General features: G+C 62.4%; 23 protein-coding genes and 2 pseudogenes. 17 read left to right on the plus strand and 8 right to left on the minus strand.

Annotated features, from left to right (window positions below; translation table 11 throughout):
- The 3 genes and pseudogenes from BLP99_RS06125 to BLP99_RS06135 form a co-directional block, all read right to left on the minus strand.
- A pseudogene (locus BLP99_RS06125) lies at nt 1-1,004 on the minus strand (hypothetical protein); the annotation flags it as partial.
- Between the two features lie 170 nt (nt 1,005-1,174).
- The gene (locus BLP99_RS06130; protein ID WP_092179953.1) at nt 1,175-2,269 is read right to left on the minus strand and encodes a hypothetical protein; all 1,095 of its coding nucleotides are present in this window, start codon (nt 2,267-2,269) and stop codon (nt 1,175-1,177) included.
- Nucleotides 2,270-2,465: 196 nt separating this feature from the next.
- Nucleotides 2,466-3,311, minus strand: coding sequence for an Ig-like domain-containing protein (locus BLP99_RS06135; protein WP_092179955.1), 846 nt, complete (start codon nt 3,309-3,311; stop codon nt 2,466-2,468).
- Between the two features lie 229 nt (nt 3,312-3,540).
- Here BLP99_RS06135 and BLP99_RS06140 point away from each other — a divergent pair, with 229 nt between their 5' ends.
- The 3 genes from BLP99_RS06140 (at nt 3,541) to ada (ending at nt 6,098) form a co-directional block, all read left to right on the plus strand.
- Nucleotides 3,541-4,269, plus strand: a complete 729-nt coding sequence (locus BLP99_RS06140; protein ID WP_092179957.1) for a 2OG-Fe(II) oxygenase — start codon at nt 3,541-3,543, stop codon at nt 4,267-4,269.
- A complete protein-coding gene (gene alkB, locus BLP99_RS06145) occupies nt 4,256-4,936 on the plus strand; it encodes a DNA oxidative demethylase AlkB (protein WP_371128584.1) in 681 nt (226 codons plus the stop codon). The genes BLP99_RS06140 and alkB overlap by 14 nt, the downstream gene beginning before the upstream one ends.
- Nucleotides 4,937-5,024: 88 nt before the next feature.
- Nucleotides 5,025-6,098: a bifunctional DNA-binding transcriptional regulator/O6-methylguanine-DNA methyltransferase Ada gene (gene ada / locus BLP99_RS06150; RefSeq protein WP_072430592.1), complete on the plus strand. Its 1,074-nt coding sequence runs from the start codon at nt 5,025-5,027 to the stop codon at nt 6,096-6,098.
- On the opposite strand, the gene BLP99_RS06155 is transcribed toward ada, so the two are convergent.
- Nucleotides 6,062-6,550 carry a GyrI-like domain-containing protein gene (locus BLP99_RS06155; RefSeq protein WP_092179959.1) on the minus strand — a complete coding sequence of 163 codons (489 nt, stop codon included), beginning with the start codon at nt 6,548-6,550 and terminating at the stop codon, nt 6,062-6,064. The genes ada and BLP99_RS06155 overlap by 37 nt on opposite strands.
- A 147-nt stretch (nt 6,551-6,697) precedes the next feature.
- Here BLP99_RS06155 and BLP99_RS06160 point away from each other — a divergent pair, with 147 nt between their 5' ends.
- The 8 genes from BLP99_RS06160 (at nt 6,698) to BLP99_RS06195 (ending at nt 12,953) form a co-directional block, all read left to right on the plus strand.
- Nucleotides 6,698-7,771 (plus strand): NAD(P)H-dependent flavin oxidoreductase, encoded by a 1,074-nt coding sequence (locus BLP99_RS06160; protein ID WP_072399055.1) that lies wholly within the window; start codon nt 6,698-6,700, stop codon nt 7,769-7,771.
- 152 nt (nt 7,772-7,923) lie between these two features.
- On the plus strand, nt 7,924-8,676 hold the full coding sequence (gene modA / locus BLP99_RS06165; protein WP_092179961.1) for a molybdate ABC transporter substrate-binding protein: 753 nt from the start codon (nt 7,924-7,926) through the stop codon (nt 8,674-8,676).
- Nucleotides 8,677-9,357, plus strand: a complete 681-nt coding sequence (gene modB, locus BLP99_RS06170) for a molybdate ABC transporter permease subunit (RefSeq protein ID WP_072399059.1) — start codon at nt 8,677-8,679, stop codon at nt 9,355-9,357.
- Nucleotides 9,358-9,360: 3 nt separating this feature from the next.
- Nucleotides 9,361-10,440 carry a molybdenum ABC transporter ATP-binding protein gene (gene modC, locus BLP99_RS06175; protein ID WP_076406840.1) on the plus strand — a complete coding sequence of 360 codons (1,080 nt, stop codon included), beginning with the start codon at nt 9,361-9,363 and terminating at the stop codon, nt 10,438-10,440.
- A 103-nt stretch (nt 10,441-10,543) separates the two neighbouring features.
- A complete protein-coding gene (locus BLP99_RS06180; RefSeq protein WP_092179963.1) occupies nt 10,544-11,581 on the plus strand; it encodes a DNA topoisomerase IB in 1,038 nt (345 codons plus the stop codon).
- A gap of 136 nt (nt 11,582-11,717) precedes the next feature.
- Nucleotides 11,718-12,281: an ATP-dependent Clp protease proteolytic subunit gene (locus tag BLP99_RS06185; RefSeq protein ID WP_072399064.1), complete on the plus strand. Its 564-nt coding sequence runs from the start codon at nt 11,718-11,720 to the stop codon at nt 12,279-12,281.
- Between the two features lie 204 nt (nt 12,282-12,485).
- Nucleotides 12,486-12,665, plus strand: a complete 180-nt coding sequence (locus BLP99_RS06190) for a con-10 family general stress protein (RefSeq protein ID WP_003182983.1) — start codon at nt 12,486-12,488, stop codon at nt 12,663-12,665.
- A gap of 60 nt (nt 12,666-12,725) precedes the next feature.
- Nucleotides 12,726-12,953, plus strand: coding sequence for a hypothetical protein (locus tag BLP99_RS06195; RefSeq protein WP_072399066.1), 228 nt, complete (start codon nt 12,726-12,728; stop codon nt 12,951-12,953).
- A 184-nt stretch (nt 12,954-13,137) separates the two neighbouring features.
- On the opposite strand, the gene BLP99_RS06200 is transcribed toward BLP99_RS06195, so the two are convergent.
- Complete coding sequence (locus BLP99_RS06200; RefSeq protein ID WP_072399068.1) at nt 13,138-13,884, minus strand: OBAP family protein; 747 nt, start codon at nt 13,882-13,884, stop codon at nt 13,138-13,140.
- 257 nt (nt 13,885-14,141) lie between these two features.
- On the opposite strand from BLP99_RS06200, the gene arsH reads away from it, so the two are divergent.
- Nucleotides 14,142-14,837 carry an arsenical resistance protein ArsH gene (arsH, locus tag BLP99_RS06205; protein WP_072399070.1) on the plus strand — a complete coding sequence of 232 codons (696 nt, stop codon included), beginning with the start codon at nt 14,142-14,144 and terminating at the stop codon, nt 14,835-14,837.
- On the opposite strand, the gene BLP99_RS06210 is transcribed toward arsH, so the two are convergent.
- On the minus strand, nt 14,822-15,355 hold the full coding sequence (locus BLP99_RS06210) for a DUF3087 family protein (protein ID WP_092179967.1): 534 nt from the start codon (nt 15,353-15,355) through the stop codon (nt 14,822-14,824). The genes arsH and BLP99_RS06210 overlap by 16 nt on opposite strands.
- 217 nt (nt 15,356-15,572) lie before the next feature.
- Here BLP99_RS06210 and ppnN point away from each other — a divergent pair, with 217 nt between their 5' ends.
- The gene (ppnN, locus tag BLP99_RS06215) at nt 15,573-16,946 is read left to right on the plus strand and encodes a nucleotide 5'-monophosphate nucleosidase PpnN (protein WP_092179969.1); all 1,374 of its coding nucleotides are present in this window, start codon (nt 15,573-15,575) and stop codon (nt 16,944-16,946) included.
- Nucleotides 16,947-17,075: 129 nt separating this feature from the next.
- Here the strand turns inward: ppnN and BLP99_RS06220 are convergent, their stop codons facing one another.
- A complete protein-coding gene (locus tag BLP99_RS06220; RefSeq protein ID WP_072399076.1) occupies nt 17,076-17,744 on the minus strand; it encodes an HAD-IA family hydrolase in 669 nt (222 codons plus the stop codon).
- Nucleotides 17,745-17,834: 90 nt separating this feature from the next.
- Entirely contained in the window at nt 17,835-19,181 is a 1,347-nt protein-coding gene (locus BLP99_RS06225; RefSeq protein ID WP_072399078.1) for an MATE family efflux transporter, read from the minus strand.
- A gap of 637 nt (nt 19,182-19,818) precedes the next feature.
- Between BLP99_RS06225 and BLP99_RS06230 the strand changes: the two are divergent.
- The 4 genes and pseudogenes from BLP99_RS06230 to BLP99_RS06245 form a co-directional block, all read left to right on the plus strand.
- A pseudogene (locus BLP99_RS06230) lies at nt 19,819-20,769 on the plus strand (methyl-accepting chemotaxis protein); the annotation flags it as partial.
- A gap of 11 nt (nt 20,770-20,780) precedes the next feature.
- Nucleotides 20,781-21,149, plus strand: coding sequence for a response regulator (locus BLP99_RS06235; RefSeq protein WP_072399083.1), 369 nt, complete (start codon nt 20,781-20,783; stop codon nt 21,147-21,149).
- 15 nt (nt 21,150-21,164) lie between these two features.
- Complete coding sequence (locus BLP99_RS06240; protein ID WP_072399084.1) at nt 21,165-21,449, plus strand: STAS domain-containing protein; 285 nt, start codon at nt 21,165-21,167, stop codon at nt 21,447-21,449.
- An 85-nt stretch (nt 21,450-21,534) separates the two neighbouring features.
- Nucleotides 21,535-23,649 (plus strand): chemotaxis protein CheA, encoded by a 2,115-nt coding sequence (locus tag BLP99_RS06245; protein WP_072399137.1) that lies wholly within the window; start codon nt 21,535-21,537, stop codon nt 23,647-23,649.
- Nucleotides 23,650-23,667 lie beyond the last annotated feature (18 nt).

A 23,667-nucleotide genomic window follows, 5' to 3' on the forward strand; every position in this document is an offset into this window, starting at 1 on the left:
TTCTGCCCAAAACCATCGGTTTCGACCGTTCCCGTCTCGCTGTGGGTGACATTCGGCTGGCCTGCCACCTTCGCGACGTAGGTCGCCTCGATCGTATCCCCCGGCAGGAAGCGTGAGTCACCGGTCAAGATGATCAACAACAGCGGGTTGGTGCCCAGCTTGTCGAGGTCGATGGTGCTGGGATCGTCGGTTCCGTCGCTGGCGATTTCCCGCGGGATCGGCACCGGCAGTCGAAGGCCGGCCTGGTCCACGTCCACGATCTGTATTGCCGAAAAGGGTGAGTCAAGGTCCGGCGAGTTGCCCAACTGGTCGGTGACCGTGAAGGAAAACATGAACTCGGGATGATCCTCGCCCAGGTCGGCGCTGGTGACATCGAAGCAGATCGTGGTAGGCGTTGCCGAGCCGTGGTCCGGCGGCGCAGGAGCCTCGCTTTCCAGTACGGTACGAATCACATCCTTGCCGTTGCAATTGAGCCGGATGCGGTCGTGCGCCCGGCAATAGGGGTAACTCACGCACACCGTCGCCCGGGTGAACCCCGGCCCTATGCCGTTCTTGATTTCATCCGGCAGGATCAATTCCAGCTCCGAGTGTGCACCATCGCCGGGCGAGCGATCCTCGTTACCAGGGCGGATCTGGTTATACAGAATCTCCACGGGAGGGTCAGAGGTTTCGGGGATACCGCTCAGGCGCCTCACGGTGTAAGTCAGTCGATTGACCATGCCGGGCCGCAATTTTCCATTCGGTATGTAGAGCTCCACCGTGTCGTCGATGCCCAGCGTGTCCCGGTTGTCGATGTTCGTCTCGCCATTGAGGTTGATCGAGACGTTCTCCCCACCTGTCTGATTCGTATAGGGCAACACCAGAACCTTGCAGCCCGCGGGCTCCTGGTCATAGATATGCTTGGGCACCCCGAAATCGCCCCCCACCACGGGGCGAGTGGCGCGCGGCAGGTCGGGTTTTTCCAGAAGGACGGTCTGGTCGGCGGGTGTCGATGAAGGGGGCATGATCGAGGTCCTCATAAATGACGCGTCAAGGCGTGGAGATATGAGAGCGCCGATGCAAAAGGGCTGGCTACTGTCAGTACTGACAGGTAAGCAGAGGACAAGACGAACGGCCTGGTCGGCTGACGAGAAACGGAACCCATCAGTCCGAATGAAACGAGGGTCCAATCTAGTCACGCACCGTCGCTTTTGCTCCCCTGCTCTGCGGCAACGTCAATGTTTACCGGCATATCTGCACGGGCTGCAACATGCTGTACGGCAGGGTAATGGGTACTCTTAAGTTCGACCCCCGTTGTGCCAGCCAGATTTTTTACATATCCATACTTGTCATCGACATGGCCACGCCTGGCCCAATACCACGTATTAGGCCATCCCAAGATATCGGATAAATGGCCTTCAGGCCGATAATTGGCGATCAGGATATCGTACGCCGCTTCTTCGAGAACCCCTCCCTGCCCCCAGGTGACGCCGGCCAGGAGAACGACCGGCATGACCCCCGAGACAGAGACGGTATAAGCCGCAGTGTCGCCATTCAGGTCGCTGACCGATATCTGCGCACTCCCATTGCCAACGGCACGCACATAGCCCGTATCGATGTCCACCACGGCGATCTGGGGACTTGCCGACGAATATCGGTAGGGCGGTACTCCACCCGTCGCGGCGCGCGTATAGCTGGCGTTGCTCGTAGGTATCGGCTGGTTCGGAACTCTATGGCGCGCAACGATGTAATTCTGCGTAACCATGGAATAAGTCGCCCCGAAATCCAAGGCAGGCGCAACGATAAAGCCTTTTGCCGTCGAGTCCGGTACACCGTTGCCATAGAGAGCCCTCGCCTTGAGGTTATAGGCCTTCACGTTCAAACCGGCGAGCGTGGTGCTCCATTTTGTTTGATCGGCGGGCACCCTGAAAGGGTTGCCGATAGCTTCGGCACCGTCCATCAATTGGATCAATTGGCCCAGGCTACCTGTGCCTTCGACGATCACTGCGGTGTCAACGGTGGTTCCTCCGACTATGGAGCGCCTGGAATCCCGGATGTCGGTGAGGGTTGGAGTGACGACCGCCGCAACCTGGAACGTACGGGCTGGCGATATTGGCTCGCTGCCATATCTGCCCTGGGCGGTAAAGCTGTGAAAGCCCGGTGCCACGTCGATCGGTGTGGTACTCCAGTGACCATTGGCGGTAGTGAACACACCCTTGGGGGCACCATTGTCAAAGAGCTCGACCGTGGAAATATCGGTACCGGGCACGTCAGATGGATAACGAGTCATGGCAGACTCCGGTCGGGATCGAGGTGAAGTTATTGAACGCCCTCACGGTAAAACTGGCTACTGTCAGAGCTGACAGGTTTGCGGGTTCAAGACGGACAGTCAGGTTATTGCCTGGACGAAACCGCCCTCCATCCTGTGCCGTACCCCGTCCTGCAAATGCTGCTCGGCTTGTTCGCACTGCCTTGGCACCGGCCATTTACAGTTTTCTTATGGCCGGAAAAACTTCTGACCCGTGCCGAGCAATCTCGGCAGGATTCACCTCATTCAGCGGGAAGGCCAAGGCATACGGGCCAGGCGCTCCATCGGATGTCCAATACCACGAAACGGGCCAGCCCAATGCAGCCGCTACAGGGCCTTCGGAAGGGAAATACAACCCCCAGAACCGCTTCATTTGTGCAAGATCGAGATGCAGTTCCAGGGAAGGTCGCACATCTGAAAAGTTCGGATCCCACCACATGCCATCGACTCGCTCAACCAACCGAACACCCGAGAAGGTAATGATGTAGAAAGCCGTACGCCCATCAGCGTCGGTGGCGGTAATCCGAGCCGAGCCGTTTCCCGCCGCCCGTACAAGTCCGGACTCCGAATTTACCAGGGCAACTTGTTCGTTGGAGGAATTATATCGATAAGGCGGGACGCCTCCCGTTGCCATACGTGTATAGGTTGCGTTGGCGTCATCCGGGGGCTGCCCAGGGGGGCGCCCACGTACAATAAAATAATCTGACGCGGCTTGACTGTGGTCCGGTCCGAAGCTGAGCGGTTCTATCACCGTAAATGTGTAGGCAGATGACTGCGGATTGCTGCCCAATACCTTGGCCGTGAAACTATGAGGGCCGACGTCCAGGCCAATGACGGCATAAGTCCAAATGCCGCTTTCGTTGACAGAGGTGATGCCTTTGGACTCGATACCATCAAAAATTTCCACTTGTTTGTTATTTGCGGCAATGTCGTTGGAGCTGGACGCCTTTCTGGCGTCGCCACCCTTGAACAGTTCAACCGTGGAGATGACGGTGCTGGAAGTTTCAGTTGTGGGACGAGTCATGACGAAGCCCGGTCAGGATTGACGATGACCTTATTGGATCCCGGGAGTTGAACATTGGCTACTGTCAGACATTACAGGTAATCATGAAAAACGATTCCGCTGATCGGATTGACCAACATGTCAGACTCAGGTCGGTGCCCACACCCGAAAACATACACCGCAAGCTCCGGGGTGCCGGCCGCCTGTGCGCTTGGCAGACTGCAGATCTCCTTTCCAGCAAGGATGTAATATGCCCTCCTCTGTGCATACGCCCCTTTCAATCGAACAAATGAACCGCCTGGACTGGCCTTTACTGGAACAAAATCTCGACCAGGAAGGTAACGCAGTCATTCGCAACCTGCTGCCCACTCCCCAATGTCGGATACTCCGCGACTTATACGCCGAACCCGGGCGCTTTCGCTCAAAAGTGATCATGGCCCGCCACGGTTTCGGACGCGGTGAATATCAGTATTTCCGCTATCCGTTGCCCGACCTCGTCCAGCAACTGCGTGAGGCGTTGTATCCGAGGCTGGTGCCCCTGGCGAACCGCTGGAATGCCTGCATGGGCATCGAAGCGCGATACCCCGACCGGCATTCCGATTTCATCCAGCGCTGCCATGCCGCCGGACAGCTGCGACCTACCCCGCTGTTGCTGCAATACGGCCCGCAGGACTACAACTGCCTGCACCAGGACCTGTACGGCGAGCAGGTGTTCCCGTTGCAGGTGGCGATCCTGCTGTCGGCACCGGGCCAGGACTTTACCGGCGGCGAGTTCGTGCTGACCGAACAACGCCCGCGCATGCAATCGCGCCCCCAGGTCATCGATCTGAAACAGGGCGATGCGGTGGTGTTCGCCGTGCATCAGCGGCCCATCAAGGGCGTTCGCGGGTATTATCGGGTGAACATGCGCCATGGCGTCAGCCGCGTGAACGACGGCAGGCGACACACCTTGGGAATCATTTTTCATGATGCGCAATGACGATACCCCGATCACGCTGGACCTGTTCGCCGGCCAGACACCGACAACACCCGGTCAGGTCGAGCGGATCGGCGAGCAGTCGTTCGTGCTGCGTGGCTTTGCCCTGCCCTGGCTCGACCGCTTGCTGCCGGCCCTGGAAGCGATCCTGCAGGCCGCGCCGTTCCGGCAGATGGTCACGCCCGGCGGCTTTACCATGTCAGTGGCCTTGAGCAGTTGTGGCGCCCTGGGCTGGACCACCGACCGCAGCGGCTACCGCTACAGCGCCACTGATCCACAGACCGGCCACCCCTGGCCCGACATGCCAGCGGCGTTTCGCGAACTGGCCCAGGCCGCCGCCCGGCAGGCAGGGTTCGAACATTTCGAGCCGGACTCCTGCCTGATCAACCGCTACGTGCCCGGCGCGCGGATGTCGTTGCATCAAGACAAGAACGAGCGCTCCCTGACCGCCCCCATCGTCTCGATGTCCCTGGGCTTGCCGGCGATGTTCCAGTTCGGCGGGTTCGAACGCAGCGACAGGAGCCTGCGCATCCCCCTGTTCCATGGCGATATCGTGGTCTGGGGTGGCGTGGACCGGTTGCGTTACCACGGCGTATTGCCGCTCAAGGCTGGAGAGCATCCGCGCCTGGGCGCCCAGCGCATCAACCTGACGTTCCGCACCGCCGGATGAAGGTGCGCAATTCAACCGCAAGACCCGGAGTGTCGCCCGATCACAGGCTCGCTACCGTAGGCAAAACGGGCCAATGGACATACCGACCATGAACGACACTTCCAATACCCTCGCCCCTGAACTGGACCCACGCTGGGCCGCCGTGCTCGCCCGGGATCCGCGCGCCGACGGGCAATTTGTCTATGGCGTGAAAACCACCGGCATCTATTGCCACCCCAGCAGCCTGTCGCGCCTGCCCAATCCACGTAACGTAGAATTCTTCGACACGCCGGAACAGGCCCAGGCCGCCGGTTACCGTCCCAGCAAGCGCCTGGCCAGGGACCAGACCCAGATTGCCGCCCAGCAAGCGGCCAGGGTCGCGGCCGCCTGCCGACAGATCGAGCAGGCCGAAGAACTGCCTGGCCTGAACGAACTGGCACACGGCGCAGGCCTGAGCCCCTTTCACTTTCATCGGGTCTTCAAGGCCGTGACCGGCCTGACCCCCAAGGCGTATGCCGCCGCTCACCGTTCACGCAAGGTACGCGAACGCCTGGCCGAGGGCGGCAGTATCACCGAAGCGCTGTACGACGCCGGTTTCAATTCCAACAGCCGCTTTTATGAAGCCGCCGACAAGGTCCTGGGCATGAAGCCCACCGACTACCGCGCCGCCGGGCAGAACACCGACATCCGTTTCGCCGTCGGCCAATGCTCCCTTGGCTCGATCCTGGTGGCGCAAAGTGAACGTGGCGTGTGCGCGATCCTGTTGGGGGACGACCCCGACGCGCTGGTGCGGGATCTGCAGGACAAGTTCCGCCGCGCCAACCTCATCGGTGCCGACCGGGCGTTCGAGCAGTTGGTCGCGCAGGTGGTGGGCTTCGTCGAAGCCCCGGCCCTGGGCCTGGACTTGCCGCTGGACCTGCGCGGTACGGCGTTCCAGGAACGGGTCTGGCAAGCCTTGCGGGACATCCCGGTGGGCAGTACCGCCAGCTACGCCGAGATCGCCCAGCGCATCGGCCACCCCAAGGCCGTACGCGCCGTGGCCCAGGCCTGTGGCGCCAACAGCCTGGCGGTGGCGATCCCTTGCCACCGGGTGGTGCGCAGCGACGGCGACCTGTCGGGCTATCGCTGGGGCGTGGAACGCAAGCGTCAGTTGCTGGCGCTGGAGCGCTCGGCCGGGGACTGAACACCGATGTAGATCGCCACCGAATCGGGGCCGCTATACACCTCGAAATCGGTGGCGAAACGACGCAGCGTCTGCGGATTGTCCGCGAAGTACGCCCAGATCAGCCCCCAGGTCTGGATCACGCAGTCGGGCATGGGTCCCTGGGCGAAAAACACCAGGTAGTCACCGCCCTCGATCGCCACGGCGGGAAAACCGGTACTCGTGGCGTCGACCTGTACGCCGGCCGTCACATCGAAATACCCGGTCGCGTCTGACTCGTAGTTGGAATACACCCCATAGACGAACGACTCCGACAGCCTGGCCGGGATCCTGTCGAACAACCCCTCGTTGAAAAATTGCTGCCACATCGGGCCGATCCGCGCCGTATCGGGTCGTTCCTCATCGGCGTTGCGGGTGTGCACCTGCAAACCGGCCACGGTGAACGGTTCGACGACCTTGAGTTTTACGTCCATGGTTAAGGCTCCCTTTTCGGTGAAGCAGGCATGGTAACCCGCCCTCTCCAAGGATCAAGCGGCCGTCTTCGATTGAAAAACTCGACTGGCCCTGGCCGGGCCGCACCTGCTAAAAGGCTGTTTCCTTCCGCCACCGGAGCCCCACACATGAACTCATGGCCAGACACGCGCATCCTTGACCTGCTCGGTATCGAGCTGCCCATCATCCAGGGGCCGCTGGCCGGCGTGACCGGACCGGCCATGGTGGTCGCCACCTGCAATGCCGGTGGGCTGGGTTCGATGCCGGCGGCGATGCTGGATGTCGAGCAACTGCGCCAGGCCTTGACCACCATCGGCGAACAGACCGACAAGCCGTTCAACGTGAATTTTTTCTGTCACCAGCCACCGCAGTTCGATGAGCAGCGGGCCGAGGCCTGGAAGCAGCGACTCAAGCCTTACTACGAGGAACTGGGCGCCGATTTCGCGGCGCCGACGCCTGTTTCCAACCGCACGCCGTTCGATGATGCAGCCTGCCGGGTGCTGGAAGAAATGCGGCCCAAGGTGGTCAGCTTCCACTTCGGCCTGCCGGAAAAATCCCTGCTGGACCGGGTAAAGGCCACCGGCGCGAAAATCCTCTCTTCGGCGACCACCGTCGAGGAAGCCATCTGGCTGGAACAGCACGGGTGTGACGCAATCATCGCCATGGGCTACGAGGCCGGCGGCCATCGCGGCATGTTCCTCAGCGACGATCTCAATACCCAGGTCGGGCTGTTCGCCCTGTTGCCCCAGGTGGTGGATGCGGTGAAGGTACCGGTGATCGCAACGGGCGGTATCGGCGATGCCCGGGGGATCGTCGCGGCGTTCGCCCTGGGCGCCTCGGCAGTGCAACTGGGCAGCGCCTACCTGTTCACACCCGAGGCCAAGATCAGCGCCTCCCATCACCGTGCGCTGCGCACGGCCAGGGAAAGCCAGACCGCCGTCACCAACCTGTTCACCGGTCGTCCGGCCCGGGGCATCGTCAACCGGGTCATGCGCGAAGTGGGCCCGATGAGCCCGATGGCACCGGCCTTTCCCCTGGCGGGCGGCGCGTTGATGCCGCTGCGCGCCAAGGATGAAGCAGACTTCAGCAACCTCTGGGCCGGCCAGGCGTTTCCCATGGGGCGCGAGTTGCCAAGCGCCGAACTGACCCGGCGCCTGGCCGAGGAAGCACTAGCGTTGCTCAGTGCCAGGGGCCGGGCCTGAAGCGGCTGGTGGCCGACTGTTCACGAGAGCGGCAGCCCTTGCATCCTCGCTGCCGCTGATCCCGACAATATGCCGCGTTCCGTTTGCCAGCCGTTCGCTATATATTCCGCTATATAGCGAAATAGCGAACCTGCCCCTACGGAGCCATCTCCATGCACCTGAACCACCTTGCAGCGCTGCTGCTCACCACGCTCTGCACCGTTGCTACCGTCGAGGCGGCCGAGGTGCAGGTGGCGGTGGCGTCCAATTTCACCGCGCCGCTCCAGGCCATCGCCGCCGACTTCGAGAAAGCCACCGGCCATAAGGTGGTCGCGGCCTACGGCGCCACCGGGCAGTTCTACACCCAGATCAAGAACGGCGCACCGTTCGAAGTTTTCCTCGCCGCCGACGACAGCGCCCCGGCCAGGCTCGAAACCGAAGGCGACACGGTCAAGGGCTCGCGCTTCACCTACGCCATCGGAACACTGGCCCTGTGGTCGGCCAGGACCGGCTATGTCGATGACAACGGCCAGGCCCTCAAGGACAACGCTTTCCGGCACCTGTCCATCGCCAACCCGAAAGCCGCGCCCTACGGCCTGGCTGCGACCCAGGTGCTGGACAGGCTGGGGCTGGCCACGCAGGTCAAGGACAAGATCGTCGAAGGCCAGAACATCACCCAGGCCTACCAGTTCGTGTCCACCGGCAACGCCGAGCTCGGCTTCGTGGCCTTGTCCCAGGTCTACAAGGACGGCAAGCTCACCAGCGGTTCGGCATGGATCGTTCCGGCCCGGTTGCATGATCCCATCAAGCAGGACGCGGTCATCCTCGGCAAGGGCCGGGATAACCCTGCCGCCACGGCCTTGATGGACTATCTCAAGGGGCCGCAAGCCGCCGCCATCCTCCAGGCCTACGGTTATCAACGCTAAATGCCACTGGACAATGCCGACTACGCCGCCATCTGGCTGACCCTCCAACTGGCCTCAGTGACCACGGTGATCCTGCTGCTCATCGGCACGCCCATCGCTTTGTGGCTATCGCGTACCCGTTCCTGGCTACGCGGACCGGTGGGAGCCGTGGTGGCCCTGCCGCTGGTGCTGCCCCCCACGGTCATCGGCTTCTATCTATTGCTGGCGATGGGGCCGAATGGCTGGCTTGGCCAGCTCACCCAGGCCCTCGGCCTGGGCACCTTCACCTTCAGCTTCACCGGGCTGGTGATCGGTTCGGTGATCTATTCCATGCCGTTCGTGGTGCAACCGCTACAAAATGCCTTCGCCGCCATCGGCAGCCGTCCGCTGGAGGTCGCCGCCACCCTGCGCGCCGGCCCCTGGGATACCTTCTTCAGCGTCATCCTGCCCCTGGCCCGGCCGGGCTTCATCACCGCCGCCATTCTCGGTTTCGCCCACACTGTAGGCGAATTCGGCGTGGTGCTGATGATCGGCGGCAACATTCCGGAAAAGACCCGGGTGGTGTCAGTGCAGATCTACGACCATGTCGAAGCCTTGGAGTACGCCCAGGCTCACTGGCTGGCGGCGGCGATGCTGGTGTTCTCTTTCGTTGTGCTGCTGGCGCTGTATTCCAGTCGCAGAGCCCGGACCGGCTGGAGCTGATCGATGATTCAAGCGCGTTTTCAGCTCGACCGCGGGGACTTTTCCTTCGATCTGGATGTGCAGTTGCCGGGCCGTGGCGTGACGGCGCTGTACGGTCAGTCCGGTTCCGGCAAGACCACCTGCCTGCGTTGCATCGCAGGGCTGGAGCGGCCGGCACGGGGCTTTATCGAGGTCAATGGCCAGGTCTGGCAAGACACCGATCGCGGCGTGTTCGTGCCGCCCCATCAACGGGCGCTGGGGTATGTGTTCCAGGAGGCCAGCCTGTTCGCCCATCTGTCTGTAAGGGCCAACCTGACGTTCGGCCTCAAGCGGATCGCGCCGGCACAGCGCAAGGTGGGCATGGACCAGGCGACCGAACTGCTGGGCATCGGGCACCTGCTGGATCGGCGCCCGCAGCACTTGTCCGGAGGCGAACGCCAGCGGGTGGGCATCGCCCGGGCCTTGCTGACCAGCCCACGCCTGTTGCTGATGGATGAGCCTCTGGCCTCCCTCGATAGCCGGCGCAAGAACGAGATCCTGCCTTATCTGCAAAGGCTTCATGACGAACTGGACATCCCGCTGCTGTATGTCAGCCATTCCCAGGACGAAGTCGCGCGTCTGGCCGACCATATCGTGTTGCTGGACGCCGGTCGTGCCCTGGCCAGCGGGCCCATCGGCGAAACCCTGGCGCGGCTCGACCTGCCTCTGGCCCTGGGGGATGACGCCGGCGTGGTGATCCAGGGCGAAGTCAGCGGCTACGATGCCGACTATCAACTGCTCAGTCTGACCCTGCCCGACAGCCAGCTGGACGTTCGCGTGGCCCACACGCCGCTGGCCCCGGGCCAGGCGCTGCGCTTCAAGGTTCAGGCCCGGGATGTGAGCCTCAGCCTGGCCAACGATACCCAGACCAGCATCCTCAACCGCCTGCCGGTCACAGTGGTCAGCGAACTGGCCGCCGACAACGCCGCCCATGTGCTCATTCGCCTGGAAGCCGCCGGCACGCCATTGCTGGCGCGCATCACGCGTTACTCTCGCGACCAGTTGCAGCTGCATCCCGGGCAACAACTGTGGGCCCAGATCAAGGCGGTAGCGGTACTGGCCTAGGCCGGGAATTTCAGCGGGGCGGGGGCATCAGAATTCTGGCACGACCGCAACGGGCTGCGGTCAATGACTTCACAGGCCACCGGATTCGCCAAGGATTTCCTTCATGCCCGACACCCTGCCACCCGCTTTGCCGGCCGACCTGCATTATGTCGACGACACCACCACGCCGGGCATCACCCGCCGAAAACTGCGGGGCAAGTTCTGTTATTTCGATCCCCTGGGCCAACGCATCACGGACGCCGCCGAGATCCAGCGTCTCAATGCCCTGGCGGTGCCGCCGGCCTACACCGATGTGTGGATCTGCCCCGACCCGCGCGGCCATCTCCAGGCGACCGGTCGCGATGCTCGCGGGCGCAAGCAGTACCGCTACCATGCCCGCTGGCGCGAAGTGCGCGATGCGGACAAATATTCCCGGATGCTGGAGTTCGGACGCACCCTGCCCCGCCTGCGCAAACGCCTGGAGGCGATCCTGGCGACACCCGGCTTCAGCCGCGACAAGGTCATGGCCACGGTCATTACCCTGCTGGACGTAACGCTGATCCGCGTCGGCAACACCCAGTACGCCCGGGACAACCGTTCCTATGGCCTGACCACCCTGCGCAGCAAGCATGTCGAGGTCAACGGCAGCGCCATCGCCTTCCAGTTCCGAGGCAAAAGCGGCGTCGAACACCAGATCACCGTAAAGGACCGTCGCCTGGCGCGGATCATCAAGCGCTGCCAGGAAATGCCGGGCCAGAACCTGTTCCAGTACCTGGACGAAAACGGCGAGCGCCACTCCATCAGCTCTTCCGATATCAACGCCTGGCTCAAGACCCTCACCGGCGCCGATTTCACCGCCAAGGACTACCGCACCTGGGCCGGCAGCGCGGCGGCGCTGGCCGGGTTGCGGGCGCTGAGCTGGGAAACCGAGACCGAGGCCAAGCGGCACGTCGCCGAGATGGTCAGGCAGGTCGCCCGGCAACTGGGCAACACGCCGACCGTCTGTCGTAAATGCTATATCCACCCTGCCGTGCTGGAAGGTTTCCTGCTCGGCGCCTTGAGGGACTTGCCCAGACCCCGTGCTCGCAAGGGCCTGAGCGAAGAGGAAGCCGCCCTGGCAATGTATCTGCAGCGCGTGCAGCAAGCCGCCAACGCCTGCTGACCGAAGCGGCCAAGTCCTGGAAAGGCCTCGAGTGGCCCGCTACAAAAAGAGGAACATCCGACAGCCAGCGGACTCCCAAGTGTACGGCGCCACGATCCGCCGACACTTCAACGAATGAAGTCGACAGGAGTTTGAGATGTCCGAACACATTGTCCATTTTCATTGCCAGATCGATCAGGGAACCACGGAACGCTTCCGGGACAATTGCCTTGAAGCCATCGAAAAAGGCGCCGACTCGCTGATGCTCAACCTGTCTACCGTCGGCGGCAGCACCAACTTCGGCTTTACCCTCTACACCTTTATCAAGTCCCTGCCCGTGCCGGTGCGCGCCGTGAATGCCGGCAATATCGAATCGATGGGCATCGTCATGTACCTGGCCGCCAGCGACCGCACCACCACGCCTCACTCACGCTTTCTGATCCACCCCATGAACTGGTATTTCGGTCAGAAATCGGTGGACCATTCGCGCCTGCGCGAATACCTGTCCAGCCTGGATAACGACGTGGCGCGGTATGTGGAAATCTACGTCAAGGAAACCGCCGGCGCCGCCACCCAACTGGATATCTTCAAATGCCTGTGCGCCGAGGAGCGAGTCATTCCGGCAGAGAACTCCCTGGCCTTCGGCATTGCGCACCGGGTCGAGCAGGTGATATTCCCCGTGGAGGCCAAGCATTGGAAAGTCAGTGGCGGCGATGACTGAACCGCCGCAGGACATTGATATCTCCAATGTTTATCGCCGCCTATATAAAAGCAATCAATCCTGTACAACTTCCAAGCGCAACGGCTGTATAACTTTAATAACCGTTCGTCGCCAGCGAAACGTTTTTTTTAAACTTCCCACGGCGCTTTCCTTTCCCAATTATGCGAGGCAGTTACTCGCTTAACCAAAATGAGGAATCTCGAAATGGCTAATAGCGGAAACAAAAACCCAGGTAACTTCGCAAACGACCGTGAGAAAGCATCCGAAGCCGGCAAGAAAGGCGGACATGCTTCGGGCGGCAACTTTGCCAACGACCGGGAAAAAGCCTCTGAAGCCGGTAGGAAAGGTGGCGAACGCAGCCATGGCGGCGGCAGGAAATCGTAACCCGGAAAACCGTTGGGGCGCAGTCCTGCTGCGCCCTGGCGCTTGACTACCGAGGTCAGCATGGGCAACCACGAACGATTCATCGTCAGCTTCATCGCCAACGGTCAACCCGACAGCCGGGTGCTGGAGGCCGATTCCGAAACCCTGAGCGTCGACGAAGCCGAAGCGCTGCTGCGGATTTCTTTCAGCGAACTCAAAAGCGCCGAACTCAGTGATATCCAAGTTCAGAAAAGAACCAGGCCGACCGAAGAAGAACATGGCGTGCCCGGACATTTCAAACAACCCTGAGCAACTTCCGGTTTTCTTAACAATTCCGATATAACTTTATTACTTTCGTCGCTGGTGCGTTCTGGGCACTGTCCCTTCTATTCATAAGCAGCAGGTTCTGCCTGGAATATATTCAGGCAGAACCTACTGCTCAGGCTGTGAACGAAAGTCACCGAGGGACCATCCGACACTTCCCCTACGGAATCTAATGGGCATGTTCCCCCGTGGGCCCCTCGATCTGCCACACCTTTCCATTGCGCCAGGCATCCGCGCCGGGGTCTATCGCCGGAGCGACGATGCCCGCCCGGGCGCGCTTTTTCGCCTCGCTGTCCAGGCCCATTCGGCTGTCACGCTCGCGCACGAGCTGCGGATCGATCTGGCCGTCGGCGGTGAAACCCATCATCAATTGCGGCACGCCGTAAGGCAGGTCCTTGCCATGCCAGGTATGCCAGGTCTTGCCATAGGTACTCACCAGGTTCTGCATCAGGCGGTTCTCCGCTGCCTGAGCAATACCCGGGGCCACCAGTTGCCCGGATTTCACCTCGTGCACATGGCTATGCCACAGCTGTTTTTCACTGGCCGGCAGGCCCTCGAACAAACGCTTGCTGATGATGTACTCCACCCCCATCAGCTTGGCATCGACCGTATTGCCGTCGAAGATGGCGCACTGGAACACCTCTTCGTTCAACGCCGAGCAGTAGTGATGGGCCTCCATCTGCTCGGACATCCGCCCGTTATAGAAATGAAAGCCATCGAGGTAGGTGTTCAGGGCCTGCAGTGGAGGTTTGTCCTGCAGCATGTCCGCCCCCGCCTCCAGTATCGCGGTGGTCGGTGTCTTCGCGGCACCTGGCACATCCACCGGCGAATGGCTGTTGCCACCGGCACAACCAACAAGCCCCACAGCCGCAGCCCACAGCACAGCCCAGGTTCCGTGCGTCATTCGTCCTGACATGTCGTCTCTCCTTTGCATGACTGTTCATGAGAAAGACGCTGGGTGCCGCGGGTTTGATTTTCCTGATTGTGCAACCGACGAATGGTGGCATCTGGCATGGCCGACCTACACGGGACCAAAGATATGAAACTTCATATATTCGATTATCCATATATACTCGACACGACCTGCCCTCTAGTCTCTCGGGACAGCCAGATGAGGGTTCTTCACTATGCCCGAGAAGGCTCGCATCGGTACCTTTCTGATCCGGAGTTCCCATGACCGACCACCTGCCCAACCTCGATACCGCGCTGTCCCGTCCTATCCCCGGCGCCAGCGATGGCCCTCACAAGCCTCGTATCCTCCTGCTCTACGGCTCCACCCGTCCCCGCTCGTTCAGCCGTCTGCTGGTGCAGGAAGCGGCACGCCTGCTGGAGCATTTCGGCGCCGAAACACGCATTTTCAATCCCTCGGGGCTGCCGTTGCCCGATGACGCTCCCACCAGCCATCCCAAGGTTCAGGAACTGCTGGAGCTGATGACCTGGTCCGAAGGCCAGGTGTGGTGCTCCCCGGAGCGGCATGGTTCGATGTCGGCGGTGTTCAAGGCGCAGATCGACTGGGTGCCCCTGGCCATGGGCGCCGTGCGTCCGACCCAGGGCAAGACGCTGGCGGTAATGCAAGTGTCCGGTGGCTCGCAGTCGTTCAATACGGTCAACCAGCTACGAGTGCTGGGACGCTGGATGCGCATGTTCACCATCCCCAACCAGTCATCGGTGCCCAAGGCATTCCTGGAGTTCGACGAACAGGACCGCATGAAGCCCTCGGCCCTGTATGACCGGGTGGTGGACGTGATGGAGGAACTGGTGAGATTCACCGTGCTGCTGCGTGATCGCCCGGACCTGGTGGACCGTTACTCCGAACGCAAGGAGTCGGCACAGGCGCTGTCGCAGCGGGTCAATCAGCGCTCGCTGTAGCTGCGTTTCACCGCCTCGATCCAGGCCGGGTCCAGGCGCGACTGTTCGGTGTCCAGGCCCAGCGCCTGCATCTGCGCCAGATGCTCGTCGGCCTCCCGGGTCAGTGAGTCCTGGGCGCTGGAGTTGGCGTCCAGCCGATGCATCTGGGTCAGCCCCAGGTGATAGAACCGCAGCAGTTTCATGGCCGCCGGGTCCCGGGCCTGCACACCGGCCGTCACCTGGTGCATCACGTTGGTGACGCTCATCAGGCTGCGCTTGAGCTGCCAGCCATACACCGCGGCGGCCATCCACGGCTGCGACCAGAAATACAGGCGCATCAGCGCCGCCATCGCCAGCACGGCGGCAATCACCCCTGCGAGATTGAAGCGAAAATTATCCCCCCCGGGGGTACCGAACAGCATCACGGCCAGGCTGGACAGCAACATCGCCAGCGCCAGGAACGTCACGGCGACGATGAGGGTGCTGCGGCGGGTCTGCTTTCGGTAAAGCCCCGCATCCCACGGTTTGATCTCGAACATCGCGGCGCAATTTCCTTGTACGGCATCAAAAGAGTCCCGCATTATCGCCTGCCCGGTCGATTTAGCTATGCTGGGGCTCATTTTGCAGTGCAACGGACCCGAAGGATCCGGATCGAAGTCCATGGCGATAGCGCAAGGATCGTGCGATCTTCTTGCGTGGACGTTTTTTACAAGATGCCGTCGTTGTGTGCATGGCATCGTTTTCAAGGAAAGCTGAATGACTCAAAGACATGTAATCAATGCCTCGGTAAGCCCCAAGGGCAGCCTGGAGACCTTGTCCCAGCGCGAAGTCCAGCAACTGAGCGAAGCCGGTTCCGGCAGTATCTATACCCTCTTCCGCCAGTGCGCCCTGGCCATCCTCAATACCGGCGCCCATGTCGATAACGCCAAGACCATCCTGGAAGCCTACAAGGACTTCGAGATCCGCATTCACCAGCAGGACCGGGGCGTGCGCCTGGAACTGCTGAACGCCCCGGCCGACGCCTTCGTCGACGGCGAAATGATCGCCAGCACCCGGGAAATGCTGTTCAGCGCCCTGCGCGACATCGTCTACACCGAGAACGAACTGGACAGCCAGCGCATCGACCTGAGCACCTCCCAGGGCATCAGCGACTACGTGTTCCACCTGCTGCGCAACGCGCGCACCCTGCGTCCCGGCGTCGAGCCGAAAATCGTCGTGTGCTGGGGCGGTCACTCGATCAACACCGAGGAATACAAATACACCAAGAAGGTCGGCCACGAGCTGGGCCTGCGCAGCCTGGACATCTGCACCGGCTGCGGCCCGGGTGTGATGAAGGGTCCGATGAAGGGCGCCACCATCGCCCATGCCAAGCAGCGCATCCACGGCGGCCGCTACCTGGGCCTGACGGAGCCGGGCATCATCGCCGCCGAGGCGCCGAACCCGATCGTCAATGAGCTGGTGATCCTGCCGGACATCGAGAAACGCCTGGAAGCCTTCGTACGTGTGGGCCACGGCATCATCATCTTCCCGGGCGGCGCCGGTACCGCGGAAGAGTTCCTGTACCTGCTGGGCATCCTGATGCATCCGGCCAACCAGGACCTGCCCTTCCCGGTAGTCCTCACCGGACCGAAAAGCGCCGCGCCCTACCTGGACCAACTGCATGCATTCGTCGGCGCGACCCTGGGCGAAGCGGCGCAGAAACACTACCAGATCATCATCGACGACCCGGCCGAAGTGGCCCGGCAGATGACCCAGGGCCTCAAGGCCGTGAAGCAGTTCCGTCGCGAGCGCAACGACGCCTTTCATTTCAACTGGCTGCTGAAGATCGACGAAGGCTTCCAGCGCCCCTTCGATCCGACCCACGCCAACATGGCCAGCCTGGGCCTGCGCCGCGACCTGCCTGCGCATGAACTGGCCGCCAACCTACGCCGCGCGTTTTCGGGAATCGTGGCCGGCAACGTCAAGGACAAGGGCATTCGCCTGATCGAAGAACACGGGCCCTACGAAATCCACGGCGACGCCGCCATCATGGAACCCCTCGACCGCCTGCTCAAGGCATTCGTCGCCCAGCATCGGATGAAGCTGCCAGGCGGAGCGGAATACGTGCCCTGCTACCGCGTGGTGACCTGAGTTCTCTGAGGACCACAGATCCAATGTGGGAGCGAGCCGGCTCGCGAAGGCGTCGGTACATTCGGCATCGATGCAGGCTGAACCACCGCCATCGCGAGCAAGCTCGCTCCCACAGAAGTGCTGCTGCGGTCACAGAATCGAAGGCAGTCGCATCAGGCCGGCCTCATCCACCTCAATGCCTAGCCCGAGGTAATCCTTGATCTGCGGATGAAGGGTGACCACGGGGTGCGTGTGCGTTGCCGTCACCACCATCACATCAGCCCCGGCGGCGTCGCCTGCCCGGATACCGGCTTCGGCGTCTTCGAACACCAGGCACTCCCGAGGCGTCACCTGCAGGCGTTCGGCCGCCAGGCGATAGCAGGCAGGGTTGGGCTTGCCATCGCTCACGTCCTCGGCGGTGACCATCACGTCAGGACGCGGGATGCCAGCCGCCGCCATTCGGCGCAAAGCCAGGGCCATGGGCGCCGAGGTGACGATGGCCCACCGATCTGGCGGCAGGCTCTGAAGGAACGCCGTCGCGCCGGGCACTTGCACCACCCCTTCCACATCGTCGATTTCTTCCCGGGTAATCTGCTCGGCCTCGGCCTCGGCATCCACGCCCGGTAAATGCTGGCGGGCAATGGTATCGACCGCGCGCACGCCATGGATGGTGGGCAGGAACGTGGTCACGTCCACGCCATGGCGCATGGCCCAGCGCGTCCAGATCCGCTCGGCGGCGGCGATGGAATTGAGCAGTGTGCCATCCATGTCGAACAGGAAGGCGCGGTAGGCAACGCGGGAGGGAAGACTGGCAGGCATCGAATCCTCGGTGTCGAGTGTCGGGTACGGGTAACGGCCACTGTAACATCGCCAGGCACCGAACCCTTGTGGGATCCGGTGGCGGGTTGATTACACCAACCGCTCAATCGGCTGATGCAGCCAGACCAGCTTGTAATACAGCGTCTGCAACAACAGCATGCTCAGGTAAGCCACGGGAAACGCCATCCACACCCCTTGCAGGCCGAAGTATGCGTCCAGCAGATAAGCCGCCGGCACCTGCACACCCACGATGCAGAAGATGGAAATCGTCACCGGCAGCAGCACCGTGCCGCCGGCGCGCATGATGCCGCCGACGATCGCCTGGAAGCCGAACACCAGCAGGCTCCAAAGCATGATATGCAACAGGTGTTCGGCCTGGACCCGCGCCGTCGGGTCGGTGATGAACAGCCCCAGCAGCCAGTGAGACAGCAGGTAGCCAAGCAGCACCAGTCCCCCGGTCAGCCAGAGGTTGATGATCAGACCCGTGCGCAGGATCGGCCCCAGGCGCTCCAGGCGTCCGGCGCCAATGGCCTGGGCACCGAGGATCGAAGCCGTGATGGCAATCGACAATGCCGGAAACTGCACGTAATTGACGATCTGCGTCACCGCGCCATAAGCCGCCGTGGCCTCGGACCCGTGGCGATTGACCAGCGCCAGGATCACCAGCTCGGACAACGAGATCACCACCATCTGTAACCCGGTGGGCAAGCCGATGCGCAACACCTTGGCGAGGATGGCCCTGTCCAGGCGCATCGCCGCGAACAGGGCCCGGTCGGGTGCCAGGACGTTCTGCCGACGGGTCAGGCGCCAGGCCAGCATTGCCATGGCCGCCGTCGTGCCCACCAGGCCCGCCATGGCCGCGCTCTGGATTCCCATCTGCGGCAGCCCCAGCCACCCGCGGATCAGCGCAGGTGTCAGCACCAGGCCGACACCCGTGGATACCAGCAGGGCCAACAGGGGCGACAGCGTATCGCTCACCCCGCGCAACAGCTGGGTGAACAGCACGAACACCAGCAGTATCGGCAGGATCCACATCATGACCCGGGCATAGGACACGGCATCGTCCAGCACATCCGCCGGTGTCCCCAGGCCGTGCAAGGCATCGCGGGCGAAGACGCTGCCAAGCACCGCCGCCACCAGCCCGATGATCGCCCCCAGCAGCAACGTCGCGCCGGCGATCGCCTTCACCTTGCCGGTTTCCTGGGCGCCATAGGCCTGCCCGATCAACACCCCGGCGCCCGCCCCCAGGCCGATCACCAGCGCGATGAAGAAAAACAGCACGGGGAACATGCCCGACACCGCCGCCAATGCCTGGGTCCCGAGCATCTGGCCGATGTAGATGCTGTTGAACGTACCGGACATCGATTGCAGGAAATTGGAGAGGACCATCGGGGTCAGGAACAGCAGGTAGGTTTTCCAGAGTGGCTGGGCAGGCATGGGGGCTCGTAATGGCAGGTTCGAAAATTCCGTGCCGGTAATTTAGCTCAATCCCTGACCGTGGCGAGGGGATTCATCCCCGCTGGGTCGCGAAGCGCCCCCCTGCAAACTGCCTGACGCACTTGAGGGCAGCTTTGCCCCCAACGGGGATGAATCCCCTTGCCAGCGGTTTCGCTCACCTCGGTGGTCACCTTCGTCAGTCCGATTCGACATTTCGCAGACTGGGTCTAATCTGAAGTAGCACAGTGCCACACCTTTGGCAGGCTGCCGACTGCGGAACCGGACGACCGGTCTTCAAGTTGGATCCGAGTTCGCAGATAACCAGTTAGTCGCCAACATCCTGCAAGCAATATTGTTCAAGGACCGAACCATGACGTCGTACCCACACGGTCATTCCTCTGTTCCAACCCAGCCTCGTATCCTCTGGAGCCCCGTGCTCGTGGCCATCGCCGCAGTCGCCGGCGTGCTGCTGATCAACGGTGCGGGCGCACAGAATATTGGCTTGAGCGCGGTCCTCCTGGTCCTCGGTATCGGTGCCGGGGTGTGGAGCGCGCGAGCCCTGGGTCGTCAGCTCGCCCCCGTCATCGCTGCCGACGCGTCCCGACGCGAACTGCAGGCGGCCCAACACGATGCCCATGCGTCCAGCGCGCAGCTCAACGAAGTCATCCTCGGTGCCATGCCTATCTGGGCCAGGCAAGTGGAAAGCTCCCGGCAGCAGACCGAAACCGCGATCGTTTCGCTGACCAGCCGCTTCACCGGCATCTCGTCACGCCTGGAAGAAACCGTGCAGGCCTCGCAACTGGCGGCCGGTGAGCTGGCCGGCAACGGCAGTGGCGGCGCCGTCCAGGTACTGGCCCAGAGCGAAGGCGAACTGGTCCAGGTCATCAACTCCTTGAAGGCTACCCAGGCCAGCCGCGACGAAACCCTGGCCCAGGTGCGCAACCTCACTGCCTACACCGGCGAACTGCGGACCATGGCCGCCGATGTTGCCGCGATCGCCGCCCAGACCAACCTGCTGGCACTCAACGCCGCCATCGAAGCCGCCCGTGCCGGGGAAGCCGGTCGCGGATTCGCGGTGGTGGCCGATGCCGTGCGCAGCCTGTCGAGCAAGTCCAGCGAGACCGGCCAGCAAATGTCGGCCAAGGTCGACATCATCAATACCGCCATCACCCAGTTGGTCCAGGCCGCGTCCAGCGGTGCGGACCAGGACAGCCAGTCGGTGTCCATTTCCGAGGACAGCATCCAGCGCGTGCTCGAACGCTTCAAGAGCGTGACCGGACGACTCGCCGAATCGGCCGACCTGCTGCAGCAGGAAAGCTTCGGTATCCGCGACGAGCTCACCGAAGTGCTGGTCAGCCTGCAATTCCAGGATCGGGTCAGCCAGATCCTCAGCCACGTGCGCGACAACATCGAGGACCTGCATGTGCACATCCAGCAGGCCACCCAGTCGCCCGACCAGGCTGTCCCCATCGATGCCCGCCAATGGCTGGCCCGCATGGAAACCACCTACGCCACCGACGAGCAGCGCCGCAATCACCACGGCGACGCCGGCGCGCAGCAGACTTCACAGGAAATAACCTTCTTTTAGGAGAGCCGTTCATGGCTAAAAGTGTATTGGTTGTCGACGACTCCGCGAGCGTTCGGCAGGTTGTCGGCATCGCGTTGAAAAGTGCCGGCTACGACGTGATCGAGGCCAGCGATGGCAAGGATGCGCTGGGCAAGCTCAACGGCCAGAAAGTGCACCTGATCATAAGCGACGTGAACATGCCGAACATGGATGGCATCACCTTCGTCAAGGAGGTCAAGAAACTGGCCAGCTACAAGTTCACGCCGATCATCATGCTGACCACCGAATCCCAGGAAGCGAAGAAGCAGGAGGGCCAGGCCGCAGGCGCCAAGGCCTGGGTGGTCAAGCCGTTCCAGCCGGCGCAGATGCTGGCGGCGGTGTCCAAACTGATTCTTCCCTGATTGCCGGAGGTTGTGATGCCGTTGCTGTTCGAAACCGAGGATGACACCACCCAGGTACGCATCGACGGCGAGCTGACGATCTACACCGCCGCCGAGCTGGCCGCGCAGTTGCTGCCCAGCCTGGGCAATACGCCGCGCATGGCCCTGGACCTGTCGCAGATCACCGAGATGGACGGTGCCGGCCTGCAACTGTTGCTGATGGCGCTGCGCGAAGCACCGAAGGCCGGCACCGAACTGACCCTGACCGGTCGCAGCAAAGCCGTCACCGAAACACTCGAGCTGTGCAACCTGCAGGCCTAGGGTTTGTACGAAAAGTCGCGAAGGCAATTTTTCATACAAAGCCTGAGCCCCGCATCACCGGCCCGACACGACAAAGGAAATGAGCGTGAGCATCAATCTCGACCAGGCACAACAGACGTTCATCGTCGAGGCACGGGAACAGTTGCAGGCAATGGAGGAATCCCTGCTGCAACTGGAAAACGACCCGGGCGACGATGACGCCATCGGTGCCATCTTCCGCGCGGCTCATACCATCAAGGGTTCGGCCGGGCTGTTCGGCCTGGAGCCGATCGTCAGCTTCACCCACATTGTCGAAGACGTGCTCGATCGCCTGCGCAACGGCAGCGTCGAGGTGGATACCGGCCTGATCGCCGTGCTGCTCAAGTCCAGCGACCACATGCTGGAATTGATCAACGTGGTGGCCAACCAGGGCGGCACCCTGGCGCCGCAGGCCCTGAAGCGGGAAATGGAACTGTGCCAGGTCCTCCAGGAATACCAGGCGCCCGTGCCCGCCGATACGTCCCGGCCAGAAGCGCGAACCGCAACGGACGAACCCTCGGAAACCAGGCTGTGGCACATTTCCCTGCGCTTCGGCCAGGACGTGTTCCGCAATGGCATGGACCCGCTGTCGTTCCTGCGCTACTTGCAGACCCTGGGCGAGATCGTCCACATCGACACCCTGACGGACACCCTGCCGGCGGCCGACAGCTGGGACGCCGAATCCTGCTACCTGGGGTTCGACATCGAATTCCGCTCGGCCGCCAGCCACGGGGCGATCAATGAAGTCTTCGATTTCGTCCGGGAAGACTGCCTGATCGAGATCGTTGCCCTTGACGATGACCAGCGCCCCGACACCCAGGCGCCCACGAACACCGACCTGGTGGCAAGCACTCCCGCGCAAGGCGCCGAGTCCACCGGACTGGTCGCCAGTGGCGATTTGCTGCCCGACCAGCGCAAGACGCCACGCGTGCCCACCCAGGCGGTTGCCGAGCGACAATCCGTCGCCAGCGACAGCAAGGCCCGGGACGGCACCTATGTACGCGTCAACGCCGACAAGCTCGACGAGTTGATCAACCTGGTGGGCGAGCTGGTCATCGCCAGCGCCGGGGCCAGCCTGCTGGCCCGCACCTGCCACAACGATTCGTTGCAGGAATCGACGTCCACGGTGTCCGGGCTGGTGGAGGAGATCCTCGACGGCGCCCTGCGCCTGCGCATGATTCCCATCGGTGAAACCTTCAACCGGTTCCGTCGGGTGGTGCGTGATGTCAGCCAGGAGCTGGGCAAGGACATCGACCTGATCATCAGCGGCGCGGAAACCGAGCTGGACAAGACGGTGGTGGAGAAAATCGGCGACCCGCTCATGCACCTGCTGCGCAACGCCATGGACCACGGCATCGAGACTGCCGAAGCGCGGCTGGCCGCCGGCAAGCCGGCCAAGGGGCACCTGCACCTCAATGCCTATCACGACTCGGGCAGCATCGTCCTGGAAATCGCCGACGACGGCGCCGGCCTGAATCGCGACCGGATCCTGGAAAAAGCCCAGGAACGCGGCCTGGTCGCTCCCGGCGCGAGCCCGACCGACCAGGAGATCTACAACCTGATCTTCGAGCCCGGCTTTTCCACGGCCCAGTCCGTCACCAACCTGTCGGGACGTGGCGTGGGCATGGACGTGGTCAAGCGCAACATCACCTTGCTGCGCGGTACGGTGGACCTGGACAGCCAACCGGGCCAGGGCACCGTGGTGCGTATCCGCCTGCCGCTGACCCTGGCGATCATCAATGGCTTCCTGGTGGGCATCGGCCAGTCCACCTATGTCATTCCCCTGGACATGGTCCAGGAATGCATCGAGTTGAGCGAAGAAGACGGTGTCGCCAGCCGCGAACAGGGCTACCTGGACCTGCGTGGCGAAGTGCTGCCGCTGGTGTACCTGCGCGATCACTTCAACCATGAAGGCCCGGCCGCGCGCCGGCAGAACGTGGTGGTGGTGCGTTACGCCGACCTCAAGGCCGGGCTGGTGGTGGATGACCTGCTGGGGGAATTCCAGACCGTGATCAAGCCCCTGGGCAAGCTGTTCGGCGCACTGCGCGGCATCAGCGGCTCGACCATCCTGGGCAGCGGCGCCGTGGCATTGATCGTCGACGTCCCGGCATTGCTCACCCAGATCGCCCAGATAGAAAACCGCTACACCCCCACACAATTATCACAAGCCAACGCTCGCTGACGCTTTAGCAACTCCATG

It is taken from the genome of Pseudomonas sp. NFACC32-1 (assembly GCF_900101215.1).
Lineage (GTDB): Bacteria > Pseudomonadota > Gammaproteobacteria > Pseudomonadales > Pseudomonadaceae > Aquipseudomonas.